This is a genomic window from Mesorhizobium sp. M1338, from assembly GCF_040318045.1.
In the GTDB taxonomy this organism is placed as follows: Bacteria; Pseudomonadota; Alphaproteobacteria; order Rhizobiales; family Rhizobiaceae; genus Mesorhizobium.
The window spans coordinates 1-19,334 of sequence record NZ_JAMYLL010000049.1; the positions used below are offsets into that span (position 1 = coordinate 1).

Annotated in this window: 19 protein-coding genes and 3 pseudogenes; 12 read left to right on the forward strand and 10 right to left on the reverse strand. The window is 59.2% G+C overall.

Translation table 11 applies throughout. From position 1 onward, the window contains the following. Positions 1-281: co-chaperone GroES (locus NKH19_RS27695; protein WP_352983207.1), on the reverse strand; the 281-nt coding region annotated here is incomplete at its 3' end. A gap of 297 nt (positions 282-578) precedes the next feature. Between NKH19_RS27695 and pmtA the strand changes: the two are divergent. Then, positions 579-1,174: pseudogene (pmtA, locus tag NKH19_RS27700) on the forward strand (phospholipid N-methyltransferase PmtA). A 123-nt stretch (positions 1,175-1,297) separates the two neighbouring features. Here the strand turns inward: pmtA and NKH19_RS27705 are convergent. Then, positions 1,298-1,825, reverse strand: a complete 528-nt coding sequence (locus NKH19_RS27705; protein ID WP_352983209.1) for a helix-turn-helix domain-containing protein — start codon at positions 1,823-1,825, stop codon at positions 1,298-1,300. Between the two features lie 117 nt (positions 1,826-1,942). On the opposite strand from NKH19_RS27705, the gene NKH19_RS27710 reads away from it, so the two are divergent. Both NKH19_RS27710 and NKH19_RS27715 read left to right on the forward strand, forming a co-directional pair. Beyond that, positions 1,943-2,545, forward strand: coding sequence for a hypothetical protein (locus NKH19_RS27710; protein ID WP_352983211.1), 603 nt, complete (start codon positions 1,943-1,945; stop codon positions 2,543-2,545). A 54-nt stretch (positions 2,546-2,599) separates the two neighbouring features. Next, entirely contained in the window at positions 2,600-2,992 is a 393-nt protein-coding gene (locus NKH19_RS27715; protein WP_352983212.1) for a hypothetical protein, read from the forward strand. Positions 2,993-3,317: 325 nt separating this feature from the next. Here NKH19_RS27715 and NKH19_RS27720 read toward each other — a convergent pair whose 3' ends face one another. Beyond that, positions 3,318-3,617, reverse strand: a complete 300-nt coding sequence (locus NKH19_RS27720; RefSeq protein ID WP_352983214.1) for a Y4lK-related protein — start codon at positions 3,615-3,617, stop codon at positions 3,318-3,320. After that, positions 3,583-3,912, reverse strand: coding sequence for a hypothetical protein (locus NKH19_RS27725; protein WP_352983216.1), 330 nt, complete (start codon positions 3,910-3,912; stop codon positions 3,583-3,585). Before NKH19_RS27725 ends, NKH19_RS27720 begins: the two co-directional genes overlap by 35 nt. Positions 3,913-4,673: 761 nt before the next feature. Between NKH19_RS27725 and NKH19_RS27730 the strand changes: the two genes are divergently transcribed. After that, positions 4,674-4,943, forward strand: coding sequence for a DNA -binding domain-containing protein (locus tag NKH19_RS27730; protein ID WP_352983218.1), 270 nt, complete (start codon positions 4,674-4,676; stop codon positions 4,941-4,943). A 195-nt stretch (positions 4,944-5,138) separates the two neighbouring features. Here NKH19_RS27730 and NKH19_RS27735 read toward each other — a convergent pair whose 3' ends face one another. After that, positions 5,139-5,291, reverse strand: coding sequence for a hypothetical protein (locus NKH19_RS27735; protein WP_352983219.1), 153 nt, complete (start codon positions 5,289-5,291; stop codon positions 5,139-5,141). Between the two features lie 471 nt (positions 5,292-5,762). Between NKH19_RS27735 and NKH19_RS27740 the strand changes: the two are divergent. Beyond that, a pseudogene (locus NKH19_RS27740) lies at positions 5,763-6,530 on the forward strand (IS5 family transposase); the annotation flags it as partial. A 685-nt stretch (positions 6,531-7,215) separates the two neighbouring features. On the opposite strand, the gene NKH19_RS27745 reads toward NKH19_RS27740, so the two are convergent. The 3 genes from NKH19_RS27745 to NKH19_RS27755 all read right to left on the reverse strand — a co-directional run bounded on the left by NKH19_RS27745 (position 7,216) and on the right by NKH19_RS27755 (position 8,489). Further along, entirely contained in the window at positions 7,216-7,572 is a 357-nt protein-coding gene (locus NKH19_RS27745; protein WP_352983261.1) for a hypothetical protein, read from the reverse strand. A 280-nt stretch (positions 7,573-7,852) separates the two neighbouring features. Continuing rightward, on the reverse strand, positions 7,853-8,101 hold the full coding sequence (locus NKH19_RS27750; RefSeq protein WP_352725631.1) for a DUF982 domain-containing protein: 249 nt from the start codon (positions 8,099-8,101) through the stop codon (positions 7,853-7,855). 91 nt (positions 8,102-8,192) lie between these two features. After that, the gene (locus NKH19_RS27755; protein WP_352725629.1) at positions 8,193-8,489 is read right to left on the reverse strand and encodes a DUF982 domain-containing protein; all 297 of its coding nucleotides are present in this window, start codon (positions 8,487-8,489) and stop codon (positions 8,193-8,195) included. An 879-nt stretch (positions 8,490-9,368) separates the two neighbouring features. Between NKH19_RS27755 and NKH19_RS27760 the strand changes: the two genes are divergently transcribed. Together NKH19_RS27760 and NKH19_RS27765 are read left to right on the forward strand one after the other, a co-directional pair. Next, complete coding sequence (locus NKH19_RS27760; protein ID WP_352983221.1) at positions 9,369-10,565, forward strand: IS256 family transposase; 1,197 nt, start codon at positions 9,369-9,371, stop codon at positions 10,563-10,565. 135 nt (positions 10,566-10,700) lie between these two features. Continuing rightward, on the forward strand, positions 10,701-11,192 hold the full coding sequence (locus NKH19_RS27765) for a HEPN domain-containing protein (RefSeq protein ID WP_352983223.1): 492 nt from the start codon (positions 10,701-10,703) through the stop codon (positions 11,190-11,192). On the opposite strand, the gene NKH19_RS27770 is transcribed toward NKH19_RS27765, so the two are convergent. Together NKH19_RS27770 and NKH19_RS27775 are read right to left on the reverse strand one after the other, a co-directional pair. Beyond that, a complete protein-coding gene (locus NKH19_RS27770; RefSeq protein ID WP_352983225.1) occupies positions 11,170-11,466 on the reverse strand; it encodes a hypothetical protein in 297 nt (98 codons plus the stop codon). The genes NKH19_RS27765 and NKH19_RS27770 overlap by 23 nt on opposite strands. 1,397 nt (positions 11,467-12,863) lie before the next feature. After that, positions 12,864-14,205 (reverse strand): annotated as a pseudogene (locus NKH19_RS27775) (IS1380 family transposase). A 224-nt stretch (positions 14,206-14,429) separates the two neighbouring features. On the opposite strand from NKH19_RS27775, the gene NKH19_RS27780 reads away from it, so the two are divergent. From NKH19_RS27780 to NKH19_RS27800, 5 genes are all read left to right on the forward strand, one after another. Continuing rightward, positions 14,430-15,467: an IS110 family RNA-guided transposase gene (locus NKH19_RS27780; protein ID WP_352983227.1), complete on the forward strand. Its 1,038-nt coding sequence runs from the start codon at positions 14,430-14,432 to the stop codon at positions 15,465-15,467. A gap of 628 nt (positions 15,468-16,095) precedes the next feature. Next, positions 16,096-16,533 (forward strand): L,D-transpeptidase, encoded by a 438-nt coding sequence (locus NKH19_RS27785; protein WP_352983228.1) that lies wholly within the window; start codon positions 16,096-16,098, stop codon positions 16,531-16,533. 355 nt (positions 16,534-16,888) lie between these two features. Then, on the forward strand, positions 16,889-17,137 hold the full coding sequence (locus NKH19_RS27790) for an ATP-binding cassette domain-containing protein (protein ID WP_352983230.1): 249 nt from the start codon (positions 16,889-16,891) through the stop codon (positions 17,135-17,137). Between the two features lie 99 nt (positions 17,138-17,236). Next, on the forward strand, positions 17,237-18,598 hold the full coding sequence (locus NKH19_RS27795; RefSeq protein WP_352983232.1) for a metallophosphoesterase: 1,362 nt from the start codon (positions 17,237-17,239) through the stop codon (positions 18,596-18,598). After that, positions 18,595-19,290, forward strand: coding sequence for an HAD family hydrolase (locus NKH19_RS27800; protein ID WP_352983234.1), 696 nt, complete (start codon positions 18,595-18,597; stop codon positions 19,288-19,290). Before NKH19_RS27795 ends, NKH19_RS27800 begins: the two co-directional genes overlap by 4 nt. Positions 19,291-19,334 lie beyond the last annotated feature (44 nt).

The following is a 19,334-nucleotide window of genomic DNA, read 5'->3' on the forward strand; positions in this document are numbered from 1 at the left end:
ATGATGTCGGATTCCTTCATGATCAGAAGGTCTTCGCCATTGAGCTTGACTTCGGTGCCCGACCACTTGCCGAACAGGATGCGGTTGCCAGTCTTGACATCCAGGGGGACCAGCTTGCCAGCTTCGTCACGGGCGCCCGAGCCAACAGCAATGATCTCGCCTTCCTGCGGCTTTTCCTTTGCCGTGTCCGGGATGATGATCCCGCCGGCGGTCTTGGATTCGGATTCGACGCGGCGAACGACCACGCGGTCATGCAGCGGCCGGAAATTCGACTTTGCCATTTTTGGATTGTCCCTGGTGCGGAGGTTGAACGGTTGCCCGTTGCCGGAGCGTCGTTAGCACTCGACAGTGGCGAGTGCTAACGTGGCGGTGAGATAGTCTGTAAGCTCATACTAGTCAAGACGGAAGAGGGACGGGCGAAGAGCAAAAATCGCGTGGCTCTGCGAGCGCAAGACGCCCTCGCTGTTCGTGACTGCCTGTGACGGGCCTTAACACGCAAGCAAGTTGTAACGGGCTTGCAAAATTCGCAGAGCTTGGCCACAACGCGCTTCGCTAAATGGCCGGAGCACGGAGAGAACATGGTTTTCCGACTGAAGGAGCGGCTCGGCAAAAGGTTTGAGGAAGAAGTCCAATTCTTCAAAGGCTGGCAGAAGGACAAGAAGGGCGTGGGGGCCCTCATCCCCACTTCGATTCATGCGGCGCGCCGGATGGCAAGCGTGGTCAACCCGGGTCCGGAATGCCGGTCCTGGAGCTTGGCGCGGGAACCGGCGTCATCACCAAGGCAATCCTGGAGAGGGGCATCAATCCGCATCAGTTGGTGTCGGTCGAATACTCCAGGAATTTCTACAACGGCTTGGTGCAACGCTTCCCGGACGTGGACTTCAGATTGGGCAACGCATTTGCGCTGAATGAAGTTCTGGGTGAGCGCAAAGGTGAACAGTTCGATTGTGTCGTCAGTGCAGTCCCGCTGTTGAGCTTTCCTATGGAACAGCGCGTTGCCCTGGTTGAGGATCTGCTTGCCCGCATTCCTGCCGGACGGCCGGTGATTCAGATCACCTATGGGCCTCTGTCGCCGGTGATCAAGATGCCCGACCGCTACGTGGTTTCCCACTATGACTTCGTCGTCCGCAACATACCGCCGGCGCAGCTCTGGACCTATCGACGAGCAGTCTAGCCAAATCCGGCACCCGAAGGGCCGACTGCGCTGAGGTGTATGCAATCAGGCCCCATGTGAAATTGCCATCAGTGCGCTTTCATGTTTGCTGGGTCTATGCTGGATCGGCTCTCGAATAGAAGCCTACTTCTCCACTTTATCGAAAAAAGCTAGAACAGTGGTTGGCGGGATCTTTTCGGAAAAGAGGAAGGTCGCTGGGTTCAGTTTCAACGCCTTGGCGATCGCGGCAATCGTATCCACGCTGATGTTGCCGCTCGCGCGTTCCAGTTTCGTGAATGTCGCCTCCGCCACGCCGATGAGTTCGGCCATCTCATAGCGGTGCAAAGTACGTCGTTGTCGCTCAAAATCGATGATGCGCGCCAGCCGCTTGCGGATCGCATTGTCGTCCAACCGATGCGCCCATTCCGGAACTTTCTTACCGCCGGCGAGCAGTTCTGCAAAAGACACTTGCAAGCCTTTTGCCATGATCCGCAGCGTCGTCAATGTGACATTATTTTTCTGACGCACAGTCTGAATGTAGGTTCGATAGGCCAGTTGTTCGCCCCCGGCGGTCCGAAACAGCTCGGCCATGTGCATATGGGATAGGCCACGTTTGGCTCGCTCCCGCTCAAGCGTCAGAGCAATGTTGGTGCGCAACGGGTTGTTGACCACGCCTCCGTCGTCTCGTTTCATAAATCGATGTAGTCGCACAAACCTGCCTTTTCGACCTGTCCTTTTTCGCGCGGATCATCCATAGTAAACTGTCAAATCTGCAGCGAGGAAAAGGCTATGACCATACTCAAAATCCTATTGGGGGGTGCCGTCGCCATGGCGGGCGCCGCAGCTCTTCCATCCCAATCAAAAGCGACGGAATGGGGCTGTCAGGTCCTCCTATGTCTTTCCGGCGACTGGCAAGGCACCCCCTCGTGCCACCCGCCAATTTACAGGTTGATTGCGGCGATGGAAGCCCCGGGTTTTAATTGGCCGACCTGTCCGCAAGCCAACTCCAGCGCGGCGAGATTTGAGAAGTATGAGGATTGTCCGTCTGGCTGGCAAGCAGTTGGCAGCTCCGAATTCGATCGGCCGGGCTTAGGTCAAGAACATAACATCTGCCGCATCGCGGCCGATAGGCTCTCCTTGGCCGTCGTTTTCAAAAACAACGCCCTCAGCAGGCATCATGGAGACGGATCACGTCAGGTCCAAATCGAAATCGACGGTAAGGTGGTTGCGGCAAAAATCCAGACCGCGGGCAACGATCGAGGGCATTCCGTCGGTAATGGCCCCACCTACGTCACCATCCCTCGACCGATACGCGGAAAGCCCTGGTTCATCGAGTATGATGATCCGAACGGCGTGCGCCAGAAAAGCTGGTTCAATCTCAACATGCCATGAGCCAGGCGATAACGCAGGACTACTATGGGATGTCGCAATTCAGGGAGGTCTGTAGTGTTCAAAGCGTTTCTCCTGTCCACTGTGATTTTGAACACAGGCGCAGTGTTGACGGCGGCTGGTCAGAGCGACAAGCCGCGATCAAGCGTGGACAATCCTATGTGGCCCGCTTCACTGAAGTGGGATTGCAAGACCGCCGCCAAAATCGTGTGTGAGCGTGATGGCGATTGCTCAGTGGCTGAGGACCACACTGGATTTGTGCTGAACTACGGCAGCAACGAAGCTGAGTTCCCAGCCAGCAATGTCAGGATCAAACGCCACTATCAACAGACCGTGCAGGCAAGCCCTTTGCAGCAGGAAGTCAAAGTCGAACTGGCCGACTCGCGTTCTCTGGCTGACGGCCGTGGATGCCAGCCGCACTTATTCCCGAAGCGTGGGTCGGCGCCCTGAGCGAGTTGAAGGGTGGCGCGGTACTGATGGAATCCGAGGGAGTCTATTGCATGCCGCTCAAGTGAGTGCGCCGAGAGGGGAAGGTGGGCGAACGCCGATATGACCTGACTTGGGAGCCAGTCCCCGACGCTACAGAAGAGTTCAGAGTCTCCCGGCAAGTGTTATCAGGCTGTGAGGTGGCGCGAAGTAGCATGCCGGATCGACACCAGCCATGGCCGCGACCCAGAGTTGCCACGTCGGAATGGCTAAGCTCCTTGCCAGTTTCTGTTGGGCAAACCACAGCTCATTGGCGCGCCGGATTCGACAATCGTATCCGATCCGTCCCTTATTCGTTCCAACCTCGAGTGCCTGTTTTGTGCGGTCTCCGGCCCTCGTTTGTCGACGACGAGAGTTCTATGTACCGACCAATCGAGTGAAGATAGGCAACGATCTCCGGTAACAGGTGATCACGATCGCCAAACTCTTCCACGATTCGTTTTACCTTGCGCCAGGGTACCTTCCCGTCAACATCGCCCAGTGAGTAGCCTAAGTGACCGATCGCGCAGATATCGCAGCCAGCCTCGATCACCTTGTCGATGAAGGCGGGAATCTCACTCGCTTTCATTAGCCGCATGTTGCTGGTCATCGCAGATATCTCCGTTGGTGGTCGGCATGGAAATTGCGCCGACGCCCATTGTGCTCGAACCTGCACGCACTTCGCTACCTGTGCACTTGCACAGGTTGTAGGGTCTCAGGCGTGCCGAAGGCGCCGGATCGAGCGTTCCTGCGCCTTTGTTCATTGTTGGCGGCCCGGGCACTTCAACCGTGTTGCTAGAACAGCCCACCTGCTCCGTTCCAGCAAAGGCAGCACTGCCACCGGAACGCTCCCCTTGCGCGCACTGAAAGGCGATGCCGGCGCTCAGGCAGTCGGGGTCGATCATGCCGAGGCGCCATTTCCATTTTCCTCGCAAGTCGCTCGAGCGCTCGAGCCGCACGCGCTCTTTTCGCTCTGGAGTCCGAGTAGGTTGGGTCGAGGTTGGCTCAATCGGGGGATCGGTGCCTTTCCATTTAGCTATAGGCTCGGAAAAGCTCCTTAGATCCCGCAGTCAGGAGTCCATCAATTAGTTGAGATGGCTGCGAACCGCGTTGCGGGTGGGATTGGGTGCTCCGACGGATCGATACCCGATACCTACGCCAGTTCTTCCTCGAAGGCCTTATCGCCCCCATGCGCATAGCCAAGTGGTGGACAAACCTGACCCACACGACTCCACGCATCACTCGAACTTGGGCGCAAGCACGGTTATGACGCGGGTTACCCCTCGGGAAGAGGCGGGTGCGGAATGTGGCTTCGGTAGAGATGTGGCGTCGGCCGCCGCAGGCCATCCTTAACCGAGAAACGAACCTCATGAGAATTCTGCGGCCGCTCCGCAGAAGCGATATCTATTTCTCTCGTCACTGCCTTGCCACGCAGGTCTTGGGCGTCGCCTGTCGCCTCTTTCGCGGCCGGCCGAGCGCCAGCAAATAGACATCGTACCCCTTTTTCTTTTGACCATGCGTTGACGCTTCTGCACCGCCGCTCCTCGATCGGCGCTTGCGAACCATGATCGGGATGTTATCTTAGGGACGATATTCCCCATCCGCTTGGTTAGGCTGTCCAAAAGAAATTCTCGTTCCCGATTACATACTTCCGGAGCTCGATGTCATGGCAAAATACCCCGACGTTGGACCAGGTTTTAAAGACGAAGTCCTTTGGGCCGACAGCCTGACCGCCTACGACAAGGAGCACTTCACGACCTACTTGAGGTTCCTGGATGCAGGTGCCGACGACGCCAGCTATGAGGAGATGGCGCAGATCATCCTTGGCATCGATCCGGAGCAAGAACCGGAGCGCGCGCGGAAAGCCGCGCGAAGCCATCTCGATCGGGCGAACTGGATGGTGACGACCGGTTACAAGGAATTGTTCGCCGGATGAGGGCGAACGGGACGGCGACACGCTCCGGGTCAGACACCTCCACGGCGTGCGCCACAAGAGCGGTTTGAGGGCCGGGGCTGCGGGAATTCGGGGCAGGTCCATCACAAGGCCTAGCTGGCCATCCAGGGAAAATGCTGCTTCTTCAATTAGCGAGAGCAGCCCCGCGCAGCATGTACGCCGCGCGGGGTCTTCGTTTCAGTCCAGTAGCATCACGCCCGTCGCCTTGGCCCAGCGCTCGATGATCTCGCGCTCGTCAGACAAGGGGAGACGGTTGCCGAAATCGCGCACCAGCACCGCCCGGTGCTTGCGGATCGAGTTCGTTCGTGAGCAGCCGTTCGATCTTGCCAAGCGCGGTGCGCCGCAGCACCCAGATCGAGGCGATGTCGCCGATGCATTTGGCCGCGTATGTCGAGACACAATGATGCATCCCCTGCTCTCACGGCCAACGTGTTGGTAAGTTTCGGCTGCTACCATCGGTTCCCATATGGATACCGAAACGAGATCTATCCCTGCTGTCGACAACGCCCAGTGGCCTCGGGCTCACATGGCTGCAAACGCATGGCGTGGACGTTGCCTCGATATATCTGCGCGAAGCGAGGCAGCCGTCAGTGAGACGCTTTTGGTGCTAGCGAATATATCGCAGCGTGGCACTGTTGTAAAACTGCCCCATCTGGTCGGGCAACGGTTCGAAGAATTGGCTACTTTGTTCGCCCTGAAAAACTCTTGGACCCCTTGCGTTGCAGGGATTCCCATCGGGTGTGAAGTATTGGAGAATGCCGGAAACCACCTTTGATCCCGTCGTTTTCCGGTGTTTTTGCAATGCTGCCAGCCCGTCCGTCGTCCGGTAAGAATGATTTGTTCCGCGAGCGCCTCGATACCATCATCAATCCGCGCCATCCGCTGGTCCGGTTGTCGGCATTGATGGAGTGGTCGCGCTTTGACAAGGCGTTTGGCGGGTTTTATCGCCCGGTCGGCAGGCCGGCCAAGCCGACGCGGCTGATGGTCGGTCTGCATTACCTCAAGCATATCCACGACCTGTCCGACGAAGAAGTGGTGGAGCGTTGGGTGGAAAACCCTTATTGGCAGTTTTTCTGCGGCTTCGAGTTCTTCCAGCACGAGCCGCCGATCGATGCCAGCACGATGACGCGCTGGCGCAAGCGGATCGGGCCCGAGGGGCTAGAGGAAATGCTGAAGGCAAGCGTCGACGTCGCACTCGAGACGGGGACTGCGAAGCCCGGTTCGCTGGAGCGGATCACCGTCGACACGACGGTGCAGCCGAAGGCAATCGCCCACCCCACCGATAGCCGGCTCTACCTCAAGGCAATCCAGATCCTGGTGCGTCAGGCCAAGCGGTACGGCATCATGCTCAGGCAGAGCCACATGCGGCTGGCCAAGGCAGCGGCGGTGCGGGCGGGTCGCTATGCGCATGCCCGGCAGTTCCGCCGGATGCGTCGCGAACTCAAGCGCCTTCGTACCTATCTCGGCCGGGTGTTCCGCGACGTCGGCCGCAAGATCGCCGGCAATGCCGAACTCGAGGCCAGATTTGCCCGGTTGCTCGGGCTCGTCGAGCGGCTCTTGGCGCAGAAGGGCCCTCTCTTCAGCGCCGCGCGAGTTGCAGGCAAAGTTGACGCAGGTCGCTATCATACGTGCCTTCGTTGTTGATGACATCGATGCAGCGCTTCTTCATGCGCGCCAGCTGGCCGCTCGATATGTTGCCAGAGATGCTAGGCATATTGGAGCTGCTGGGAGTCCCGATGGTCGATGGAGTGGTCCCGACGCCAACGCCGGCACCCAGGCCAGTCCCGGTACCGACCGCTGTGGTGGCGTTGTCGGTCCCGAGAGTTACGTTGGCAACTCCGCTTATTCCTCCGACGGCAGGCGTCACGCCAGAGCTGCCGATTGAGGCAGTCGCGTGGGCGCTGTTGGCACCGGTCGACGCATTGGCATTACCGTTTGCTGGTGCACCGGAACCGCCAAATGTTGGCGCTAGCGCTCCCGCCCCGACGGATACTCCGCCTACGCCGCCCTATACTAATTCCAGCGGCATTGGCCGGCATGCAAAGAACGGCGATAACGACTTGCTACAGTTAGATATTTAAACATTTTTGTCATGGGAGGCCCCCTTTAGTTTGCCGTATTACGAATTCCAAGCAGTGCTGTCCTGACAACGAGCAAGACGAGGCATAAGTTTCAGCAAGAAATGAATTTCGCTAGAACAGGGATGATTGTTATGTAAATTAATTTAACCTAATATAATCAAATTTTAGTTATATCATTTTCGTAGAAGGGATATCCCACCAGCCAAGGCCGATGGGAAGACGAACAGCAATGCGCCAGGACTTTTGGAAAGACTGCGACACTCGTAGAAAGGCTTCGACACATCGGCTTCAACTATGTCAAGTCGCGATTGCGGGGATTGCTCGCTTCGGCTTTCTGCTGGCAAGCCTGCTTGCCGGCCTCCTCGCCTCACGATCGGCTTACGGCCGGACGATTGTCGGCTCCGTCCTGCTTTCGGTAAAGCCACCGAGGCCATGGTCAGATGCTGCACCGTCTCGGTGTCGATCTCCTCGCGGCGATAGGCTTCGCGAATCTTCGGCGACAGGTCGCCGAGCGCCAGAATGCGCTTCACCTGTTGCTCCATGCTGCGCCGGCGCCACTCAGCCTCCGCTAATAGAAGGTCTGCTGTCCGGCGCTCCAGGAAGCGTTGCGTCTCAATCCGCAAACAGGATAGGCGATGCGGGCGAACGGCGTAGCGCAGTCGGCCGGTTGCCCTGTCGCTCGGGCTTGCGGGTCGCGCTCGCGAGTATGGCGACGACGTGCTCTGGCTTCAAACACAACTGCTCGTCCCAGGCCGCGCGGCTGTACCAGGCAACGAGAGCCGAGAGGGGACGCATGTGCCAGAGCTCGGTCTAATCGCTGCGCAGTATCTTTGCTTCCAGTGCGGCCGCGACGAAAGCGCGTCGAGCAACTGGCGACCGAGCCTTCCCACGCAGCACCTGCAGACATACGTCCATCGCTACCCTACTCTTCTCGGTCTGGCGACCAATATCCCGCAGTAAGATAGCGGCGGCGTCATTGACGTCGAGCACGATACGCTCGGAGCCATGGCGGCCGACCTGCACAATGACTGGCCTTTCGAACCTGCTCAAGCCGGCCATCTCCCCCCTTGACAGCCAGTCTGCGCCGACAGGCCGCATGCTAAACCGAATGTCACTGCCGCGTCGCCCCAGTCGCATGGGCGAACAGGATTTAGACTTTTGCGGTGCCCGCTTTGCAGGCCGCAATCCACTGCATCGCAGAGGTCGCATCTTCCAATATGCCAACCTGCTTTGCAAAGTCGTAAAGCGCGTTGCGCGCCGCACCTACAGGCTTGTGCCCATGGTAGGCATCATGGCACGTCCGAAGGGCAGTTTCGTGGGCACGATCTCTGCGATCTTGCGGCCATTCATCGAGAAGATCGATGGCTTCGGCAAGACTTGCAATCTCTTGCACGATATAGGTGGAGCGCTTCACGAAAATGGGGCTGTTGAAAGCCTCGGCCTTCATTTGTTCCTCCCGACCTGCTGAAAAGCCAGTTCACGTAAGGCGGGGCCGCATCGACCCCCGCCGATGGTTACACAATGTGTTGTCGGCGCGATGACGCTTCAAGAGAAAAACGCGGGCGTGATGCCATCGGCCATTGGCCGAAGCATCTCAAGGCGCTCTCAATGGTCAAGCGGCCGGTTCTCTCCGCTTCGTTCGGCATGCTGGATCGATACTCCAGGCGAGGGAAGCTCGAAACCTCACCTACGTCATTGACGAGCTCAAACCGGTCAGTGATGGCAGATTGCATTGAAGAAAACTCGCCGAGTTCGGCGACACAAAACGCCTGCGGTATGCGCACGGTGCCCGCGCATGGATTGAACGAGCCCTGTAATGCTACCAGGCACTCTCGCCCCGTGGTCGAAGTCACGCGTGGAGAGGCGGATGCGGGAAACCCGCACGCCGGGTTCGCAGCGGAGATGAAGAAACGGCTTCGGTAACGAGGCAAGGCGCTTTATCCCTACTCAAGCCAGGCCAAGCGCCGGGGCTGCGGCAGCGGATGCGTCAGGGATGCGTGCCCGAAGGGGTGAAGACGCCCGCAGGCCGGCTTCAGCGAAGCCAGCAGCCCGGCCCGCAGGGAGACGCCCACCTGATCTCTTCCGGCGCCGATCGGCGAGGCAACGACAAGCCAGGCGCGGCATGTGCCCTTCTTATCCGTCGAGAACCACTGCGACATCACCTCGGATCCCAGACCCCACCGCGGCGGCTCTGGGTCGGGATTGCGGTAGCGATGCCAAGAAACGGAGGTAGTGTGCTGAGAGTTCTGCAAATTCGCTGAGAGAAGGCGGTCATGGCAGGCTGGTGATGTTCACCGTCACCTGATTCCCGCGAAGGAACGCCACCATGACCAAGACTGAAAGTAAGACCGCCAGCGCTGCCGTCAAAGACATTCTGCTTTCGAACCCGGATGGATTGCACGAAGTGATCCGTGCGGTGATGCAGGAGGTGCTCGAGGCGGAGATGGACGAAGCGCTGGGTGCTTCGAAGAGCGAACGCACGCCGGAGCGGCTCGGCTATCGCTCAGGCTATTATGGCCGCACGCTTGTCACCCGTGTCGGCAAGCTTGAGCTGCGGGTTCCGCAGGACCGGGCCGGCCGCTTCTCCACCGAGTTGTTCGAGCGCTATCAGCGTTCGGAGCGGGCTTTGGTGGCAACGCTTGCGGAGATGTATGTGCAGGGCGTGTCGACCCGGAAGGTCAAGGCGATCACGGAAGAGCTGTGCGGTCATGCCTTCTCGGCCTCGTCGATCTCGGCCATCAACAAACGCCTGGACGAGAGCCTGAAGGCGTTTGCCGAGCGTCCGCTTCAGGAGCCCTTTGCCTACCTCATCCTCGACGCCCGCTACGAGAAGGTGCGCGAAGCCGGCATCGTCATGAGCCAGGCGGTGCTGATCGCGGTCGGCATCGACTGGGACGGAAGGCGCCAGATCCTGGCCGTCGAGATGGCTAATCGCGAGAGCCGCTCGGCTTGGAGGGACTTCCTCGTCGTCCTGAAGGGGCGTGGCCTCAAGGGCGTCGAACTGGTCGTGTCCGACGACCATGCCGGCCTGGTGGCGGCGATCGGCGAGGTCATCCCGGAAGCCGCATGGCAGCGATGCTACGTGCACTTCCTCAGGAACGCGCTCGATCATCTGCCGCGAAAGCATGGCGACGACTGCCTGCAGGAACTGCGCTGGCTCTACGACCGGCGCGATCTCGCCGAAGCCAAGGCCGATCTGGCTGCATGGCTTGCCAAATGGTCGGGCCGCTACCCACGACTGACGACGTGGGTGGAGGAGACCATCGAATACACGCTGACCTTCTTTCGCCTGCCGCGTCAGCACCACAAGCACCTGAAGTCCACTAACATGCTGGAGCGGCTCAACGAGGAAATCCGCCGGCGCACTTATGTCGTGCGCATCTTTCCAAATGCCGAAAGCTGCCTGCGCCTCGTCAGGGCGCTGGCCGTCGAGACCAACGAAAACTGGATGGAGGCCAACCGATACATCAACATGGACGATCTGCGCGAGCACAAGAAGCTCGCTCTACGCCAAGCCGCATGACCAGCACCATGGCCGCCCTTTTTGCAGAACTTGACGCACACAACCGAAACGGAGAGTGCTGAAGAATAAGATTGTTTTGCTCGTTACCAAAACTTCTGTGTGGCATCTTTAATTGCGTGAATGGAGATTGCATGAATGGAGATTGAAGAACGAAAATACCCAGGAGAGCTGGCCTCCCCGCTGCAGGTCCACGAGTTTGCGGAAGAGTACCGCAAGGCGGCAACCCTGCTGCTTCGGCTGGGCCGGCCAGGCAAACCGCTCACTCGAGCGCCCTTCAGATTGTCGGCGATCCATGCGATCGAACTCTATCTGACCGCGCTTTTGCTTCACCGTGGGCGCAGCCCCAATCAGATTCGCAAAATGCAGCATGATCTGTCGGCCCGCACGGAGCTCGCCTTGGAAGCGGGGCTGCGCCTTCGCGCGAAAACCGCCCAACATCTTCACTCCCTCAGCCAGAACCGGGAATATCTCGTCACCCGCTACGGCCCGGAGCTGGCTGCAACCGCCTCCCAGATAAACCGGCTTACCGCTACTCTGGACGAGGTGGCGGCAAAGGTAACCATATTGATCGGCTTGTCCTCAACTATGCCGCAGCCGGTCGGCCTTACGGCGGAGACCTCGCCTTGATGCGCGCGATGATGTCCGGATCTGAGACAAAGTCATCGAGGAAGTCGTTCCACTTTTCGGCCGAACGGCGAGCATGGGCAAGCATCTGTCTTAGCTCGTCAATGCCGTCGTCGGTGAGAGCGGTTATCCCCTCCTCCGTACCGTCATGGACATTGATGATACTGCCATAGCTGAGATTGTCATCGTTGCTGACGATCGCCTGAAGGAGATCGAGATCCTCCCCGATCATTTGCGAAACGTGGTCGATGGTGAAGACGTGGGTTATTGTCGCCATCAAGCGGGCTCGGCGTAGGTCACGGTGACTGGTATCCAATTCCAGGGAAGAGTTTCGTCAAGGTCGATGCGAGGGCAAAGGGTGTCCGTCCAGCCGTCTTCTGCCAGTGCGCCACGGCTCTCGAGCATCTATATAACGTCACCAAACATTGCTCCAGCGGTGCCGCTGGAGACCACCCATAGGCATTCATGAATCGGCTCGGACCGACTGCGCAGGCGACGTCGCCGAAAGGAAACCACTCTCTCGGCTTTCGATCCGGCCGCGCGGACGCGCAGGATCTCGACCTCTCGGCCCGCGACGCGCGCCAGGAGCCACCGTCAAGTCGGCCGACATCGCTAACTCAGGATCGGCGAGATTGAAGAGCAGTTTGAATTTACCTCGTGCCCCGAGAGGCATTTCAGCTTTTGGTAGACTTGTCACAGGCGCGATCGTTACTGCCGACGGCATCTGCCGGGCGATGAGATATTGATGATCGACCTATCGTCTTTCGCAAAAGTCAGGCCGGACCAGGCCGACCTCCAGCCGGATCCCCAATGGCAGTTGGCGCTTTGAATGGACGCGCCCGCTAGGCGTCGACCTCACTTTGTCTCGCCATCGCTTATTTTGAGACTTATCTGACGAAGAATTTCTCTGGCCCTTCATCGAAGGCCAAGGGGCCGAGGATATTTTGAAGGCGATGGCGGAGTGGGGCGTTATGGGAAATGCTCTTCATCTGGGAGCCGAACTTCGACGCTGTTCTGGTATCTCCCAGCCCGGGGGATCAATCACGTCTCCTGGTGTGACATCGCACCTGGAGCATCGAACGGTCGATCGCGGAACGGCGCAGTTCATACGCTCAAACGTCGCTGCGTCTCGCTCGCCTCACCTAAAATCCAGTCGCGAAACCTCTTAACCTCGCGATGCGCACTTTTTCGGTGGGGGCGATTGCATAATAGTTGTCGCAGGCCTTTGCAGCGTGCAAAGGTCACGGAGTTTTGCGACCGTCGCAAAGAGCTCCAAGCCATCATCCGGCTCGGTGCTCCAATTTATCGCCGCTAACGCCGGATAACGATAATCCCAGCCAATGCGATGAGGACAATACCGAGTATGGATGCCGCATCCAGACGTTCCGAGAACAGCACGACGCCCCATAGCACTGCGAAGGCCAGATAGGAAAAGTCCCAGGTCGAGATGATCGACGATGGTCCCCACTGGTAGGCGATGGCGGTGCCGACGCTGCCGATTAGCCGCCTTGATGCACGGCGATAAGCTTTTGACGGCCTGAAGCGACGCTGTGGTCGCCGTTGTGGTGCTTTTCCACGCGCCTCGTCAGGCGCCGGGATTGCTCCGTCGTGATGGCAGGCGGGGTTTGCAGGTTGCGGTCGACGGGTTCGTTTCGGGGCGTCTGCGCCCCATCGTTATGTCGCGAGTTGAGGGATGCGATCGAGGACGATGCGCAGGATGCGCTGGTCGGGGCACGATGTCGGCAGGTGCAGACGGATTTGCGATTTCATCTCGACCACCCGCGCAGCGATTTTGATGAGGCGCAATCGCAGCGTGTCGAATTGGGCGACGGCAAAGCTCGAGCGCCTCGGCATCGCGGCCCGCAAGCCCCACATCAACCAGTAAGCACCGGCATGCAGGAATAGCCGGAACTGGTTGGCCGTCGCTCTGGTGCAGGATGTGCGGTCGGCGGCAAGATGCGTCTTCCACGACTTGATGTGGTTCTCGGCCGCGCCGCGCCGGCAGTAGACATCCTCGTAGAGCGCCTTGGCCTTCCCACCGGCAAGGTTGGTGACGACGAAGCGGGTATCGGCACCTTGAGCGCCGACCTCAACCCGCGCGATGATGCGCTCGACGCGGCTCCAACTGGCGGCGCCGTCAACGAACTCCTTGAACCTGCGGACCTTGCCCGTCTTCGCCGACGCTTCGAAGCGCGCCGTCGTGCTGGTCTCCAGATCCGCGATATGCTTGCGCAGGGTCGTGGTGGGCGCCAGGCCGAGGATGAAGTCGACATCGTTAGCGCGGCACCAGTCGATGACCTGCGGACTGCAATAATGGCTATCGCCGCGGATCAGGATCCGCGTGTTCGGCCAATTGCTCCGGATCGCCCGCACCAGGCGGCGCAGGTGAGCGCGGATCTCAGCCCCACTCGGCCGCTTGGCCGGTCGCAGGATCGCGCTGACGAACCGTCCCGCACCATCGAACACTACGATCGGCTGGAAGCCGTACTCGTCATGGTGGGCATTGAACAGGCGAAGCTGTTGGCCTCCGTGCACAGCGTCGAAGGTGTCGTCAAATGTCGAGTACGATCCGCTTCGGCACCTGCCGGAACGAGGCGCAATAGAGATCGACCATCGCCCGCCCCATCGCCACCAGCTCCCGCACGCCGGGCAGGTTCTCCAGCCGGCACAGCGTCGATTGCCACGCCAGATCCCGACCCGACGGCAGCGCATCCTGGGCCATCTTGAAGACCGGATCGCAGCGCAGCCGGTTGGCGTCGTTGCCGTCCTCGTAGCCGGCGGCGATCATCTTCATGCGAAAGCCGATCATGTCCGCCAGGCTGTGGACGACCTGGTCCGGGAAGCGCGGATCGTCGATGCAACGCGCCAGACGCTCGGCCACCCGCAACCGCTTTTCCACCTCGGCCAAAGCCAGAACGCCGCTGTTGGACGACAGCATGCCGCCGTCGAAACGGGCGACGACGGACTTGCCGCAGACTGGTGACAAACCGCTCAGCGGCAGCGTAAGATCGTTCATGGTGGGTGTGGTCTCCGGGAAATGGTTCGGATCGGCTTAAGCAACCAAATCCTACGTCATTTCAACGGCTTGCGCCACATCCACCAACCCCCATGAATTTTTCAGGCTAACTGGACAGATGGGGTGATTGGGGTCTCTGCCGAGCCAGATGATAGCGGCTGCTCCTGTCGAAATGTGAAAACGTGGTCGATGTGAGTCGCCACAACCATTTGGAAGGAGCAGCCATGAAGTACTTTGCCGGACTGGACGTGTCTTTGGAAGAGACCTCTATTTGCATTGTCGACGAGACTGGCCGGATCGTGAAGGAGGCGAGAGCGTTGAGCGATCCGCAGGCGTTGTGTGAAGCGCTGAAAGGGACCGGCTTGCCGCTTGAGCGGATCGGCCTGGAAGCGTGCTCGCTGACGGCCTGGCTTCACGATGGATTACACGCCGAAGGTTTGCCGGCGATCTGCATCGAAACGCGGCAGGCCAATGCGGCGATGAAGACGATGCCCAACAAGACCGATCGCAATGACGCCCGCGCACTGGCGCAGATTATGCGCACTGGCTGGTATCGGCAGGTGCACGTGAAGAGCCGACAGTGCCGGCTTTGGCGCTCGCTGCTGGTTGCCCGCCGCACGGTTCTGAACGAGATGCGTTCGATCGAGAACGTGGTGCGGGCGATGCTGCGCGAGGCCGGCGTCAAACTGGGCTTGCCGTCGCGTAGCGCTTTTGCCGGCCGCGTGCGGGAGCTGGCTGGCGCCGACGCCCAGATGATGGCGATGGTCGAGCCGCTTCTTGCGATCCTCGTCGTCATACTGGGAGAGTTTGCCCGCCTGACGAAGCAGGTTCTCGACATCGTCCGCAATGAAGAAGTCTGCCGGCGGCTGATGAGCACGCCGGGCGTCGGGCCCATCACCTCGCTTGCCTTCCGCGCTACGATCGACCGGCCGGAGCGGTTCGGCTCCTCGCGGGCGGTGGGGGCGCATCTGGGGCTGACGCCGGCGCGCTACCAGTTCGGCGAGACCGACATCCAGGGCAAGGTCAGCCGCTGCGGCGATGAACTCGCCCGCACCGCCCTTTACGAGGCCGCCCACACGCTGCTGGTGCGCTCGAAGAAATGGTCCAGCCTCCGTGCCTGGGGCATGAACATCGCCAGGCGCCGAGGAATGGCGCGTGCGCGTGTGGCGGTGGCCCGCAAACTGGCGGTCATTCTGCATCGTATGTGGACCGACGCGACCGAGTTTCGCTTTGGAAAGGAGCCTACCGCACTGGCGGCGTGAACCAAGACCAATCAAAGGAACGCGCAACACGAACAAAGCTTTTGCCCGAAAGGGCGATGCCTGAATCGTTCCGTGGGGACGACGGGCGAGGCGATCTCGTTAAGAGCCTCGAACCTGCCGGTCAAAACTCGGCAAGGTCGTGAAACAGATTGAGACGCCTCGCTCTCCTGACCCCATCATGCGGCGGCCAGAGCGCCGACCGCGAAGAGAAGCGAGTGACCTACGGGACGGTCCAGAAAAAAGTGCAGGAGTGGCTTGACCAAAACGACCCCAATCAGAGAGGCTCCTAGTCTTAGTTATACCTGCGATCACACTATAACAGATAGACAGGTTAAGGGCCATAAGGTCTTATGGAACGATATGGAGTCTGATTGAAGATGAATCTCACGCGCCGGACCGTCGTCATCGGTCTACCAATAGCAATAGGAGGCTGCGTCTCGACCGAGACACGGACTCCTATTGAGCCGATAGCGTATTCCGCCGCACGGGACCCATCGTATCGGTAGATGTACGGAGCGATTACAAGCGAGCCATGGCCCATCGCCGCGGTTGATCTCTCAGTCGGGTTGCCCCACGGTTCCTTCGGCAGGAAGTCTCGTATGTCTCGAAGTATTCGCTAGGCATCGTCGTGGTCGACCCAAACGAACGTTTCCTCTACCTCGTTCAGCAGAACAATCGCGCGTTGCGGTACGGCGTCGGCGTCGGGAAGGTCGAAGCTTTCAACTTTCAAGGCGAGGCTACAATAGCGGCCAAGAAGGAGTGGCCGGGCTGGCGCCCTACCGACAACATGATCGCACGTGAACCGGATCGCTACGGACCGTTGAGGGACGGTATACCCGGCGGCCCGAACAATCCGCTGGGGCCACGAGCGCTTTATTTGTTCCGTGACGGCTACGATACGTTTTTTCGACTTCACGGCACGGTGGAGCCGCACACAATCGGCACGATGGTTTCGTCGGGATGTGTTCGACTGTTCAATCAGGACATCATCGATCTCTACAACCGCGTGCCGGTCGGAACGAAAGCGGTGGTTCTACCGGCGCGCGCGCGGGGGGAGGTAGCATGAGGGAACACGGCGGGACGGCACTCGGCGGTGCAGCGACAGGCAGCGTCGCGATCTCGCTTCCTGCCCGTGCGCCATTCAGTATCCAGCCCCGTTCGCGTCGAGGCTGGAGCGACGAATTCGCAGACCCCTCGGCGATATCTTCGGCATCCGAAAGTTCGGCGTCAACCTGACTACTCTCGAGCCCGGTGCGCCGGGGATATACGCGGGCAGACGCTCAACCGCACAAAAAATGTCCTCCTCTAGCGACCGCGCGGCAATTTCCCCCACTTGACAGAAATCCGAAAAAAAGCTCCCTAATATTCGATATCGACGATGTCTGACAGGCGGGATAACGACATGGGAGCGACGCTCACTGATGACGGTGTTTCGAAAGCCTTCGGCTCGGGCGAGGTGCTCAAACCAATTGCTATCGACGGTCAAGCAGGAGCATTCGTGTCTCGGCCAGTCAGGGTGCGGGAAATCAACGCTATTGCGGATGTTCGCCGGCTTCGAGGCGCAGGCCCGCGACACTGTTTCGATTGGCGGACGAGTTGTGAACCACTTGACTCCGCGAGCGCGCAACCGGCAATGGTTTTTCAGAGCTATGACCTGTATCCGCATATGACGTCGAGGAAAACATCACGTTGCCGCTTGTGATGGAGAGCCTTAGCGCGGTGCAGAGATTGCCGATGGTAGGGCCTTTCGTGTCGGGCGGCGAGCCAAGATGACCGAAATCGCATCGAAAGTTCGCGAAGCTACGGCGATCGTGGAGATTGATCATCTACTGAAAAGACGCCTTTCGCAACGTTCGGGAGGGCAACGGCAGCGTGTCACCCTGGCGCGGGCCATGGCTCGCGCACCGGGCTTGTTCCTGATGGACGAACCAATGTCGAACCTCGATGCAAAGTTGAGGGTAGCGATGCGAAGCTGGTGGCGCTTAACAAGCGGCTCAATGCGACGATGCTCTATGTCACTCATGATCAAAGCGATGACGATGTCAGCTCGCGTCGCATTGATGAAGCATGGCCGGGTGCTGCAATATGCCAGCCCCGAGGCCCTTTATCCGACCCCAACGCATTTAGAAGTCGCGACATTCATTGGCCAGCCGTCGGTCAACTGGATCGATCCAGCTGGATGTGGCCGAGAAGATCGAGTTCCGCACTGCTCACGGGGTCGCTCTCTCGGCCGAGGAAGGCCTGATATAAATGGTCACCACAACGAACGGCCCCATCAGGTGACCCAACGCAACACCTGTTTCTCGCCCCATTTCCTCCCGGAGTCGGGCCTATGTAAGTGTGGAGCAATGCAAAAAATCATTCATATAACAGACCCCCATTTTGTCGCCCCTGGCAAGACGCTTTACGGCATCGATCCGGCGCAGAGATTCCGCGACACCTTGGACCACGTCTCGCGCGTACACGCAGATGCGAAACTCATCCTTATTACCGGCGATCTTGCTGATACAGGCGATCCTGCCGCTTACGTGCTCTTGCGCGAGATCTTGTCGGCGGTCCGGCTGCCCGTCTATTTGACGATCGGCAACCACGATGACCGCAGCGCATTTCGAGGGGTCTTCGGCGGGGAAGGCTTCGTTCAGGCGGTTGTCGACCTGCACGACTGGCTCGTCGTCTTGCTCGACACGAAGGACGACATCAGTCATTTCGGTTGTCTCAACGGTGGCCGGTTTGAATGGCTCCAAGACCAGCTTGTCCGTGCCGCCGGCCGGCCAGTCTTGGTTGCTATGCACCATACGCCAGCGGACTTGTATGTGCCTTGCTTTAAGACGAGCGACATGAAGGAGACCGATCGGTTCTTTTCCATCGTTCGGAAAAACGCATCGGTCCGCCACATGCTCTTTGGTCATCGGCATGTTGCTGCGGCAGGCAGTTTGTCGGGCATATCGTTCACTGCCAGCCGTGGCACGGCGCAGCATATCGTTCTGGACTGGGAACAATATGGCAAGCCCATATTCGTGGCCGCTGCGCCCTCATACGATGTCGTCATGTTGGACGGATCGGATGTCGTCGTCCATCGTCACGAGGGACTTGATCAACTGCCTGTAATTCGTCCCGGTGACCCGAAATGACGGCTGCAACCTCAATCACGACTTCCGATCGGCCTCGGCCTCGACTGATCATCTTCGATTTTGACGGCACCCTTGCGGAGACGGAAATCCTAGCATCGGAGGTGATTTCGACAAAACTCGCCGCGGAAGGTGTCCAGGTGCATCCGGATGAAATCACGGCAACGCTCTCCGGTGTTGAGCGGAACGATCAACAACTGCGTCTGCAAAGCTTTATCGGTGTAAGCCTGCCTAAGAACTTCATGGAAACGGTCGGGGTTGAGATCCAGCTGGCCGCCTCTGCGAGCCTATCGGCGACACCTGGCGCGATTGAACTGCTCCAGTGGCTTACCATTCCCTTCTGTGTCGCATCCAACACATCTCGTTTCGAACTCATCCACCGCATGAGAGCCGCTAATCTTTTGGGGCTTGTAGGCTCACGGTTCTTCTCCTCCGACGACATCGGTGTCCGCAAACCTGATCCTTCCGTGCTGCTGTTGGCGGCGGAAGTCATGGGCGTGTCTACGAGCGAGTGCCTTGTCATTGAGGACAGCGTCATCGGCCTTAATGCCGCGCGAAATGCAAATATGCGCTACTGCGCGTTCGGGGGCGCCCGCCACCATTCCAGTCAGCTGAGGAATGATCTCCGAACCTTTGAGCCCGAGGCATTGTTGCTGAACTTGGAGGAGCTTAAAGGCTTGCTTTGCCCAATGTAGAAGATTGGCAGCGGCGTCGGCGAGTTACGCCCGCGCCCATGCGA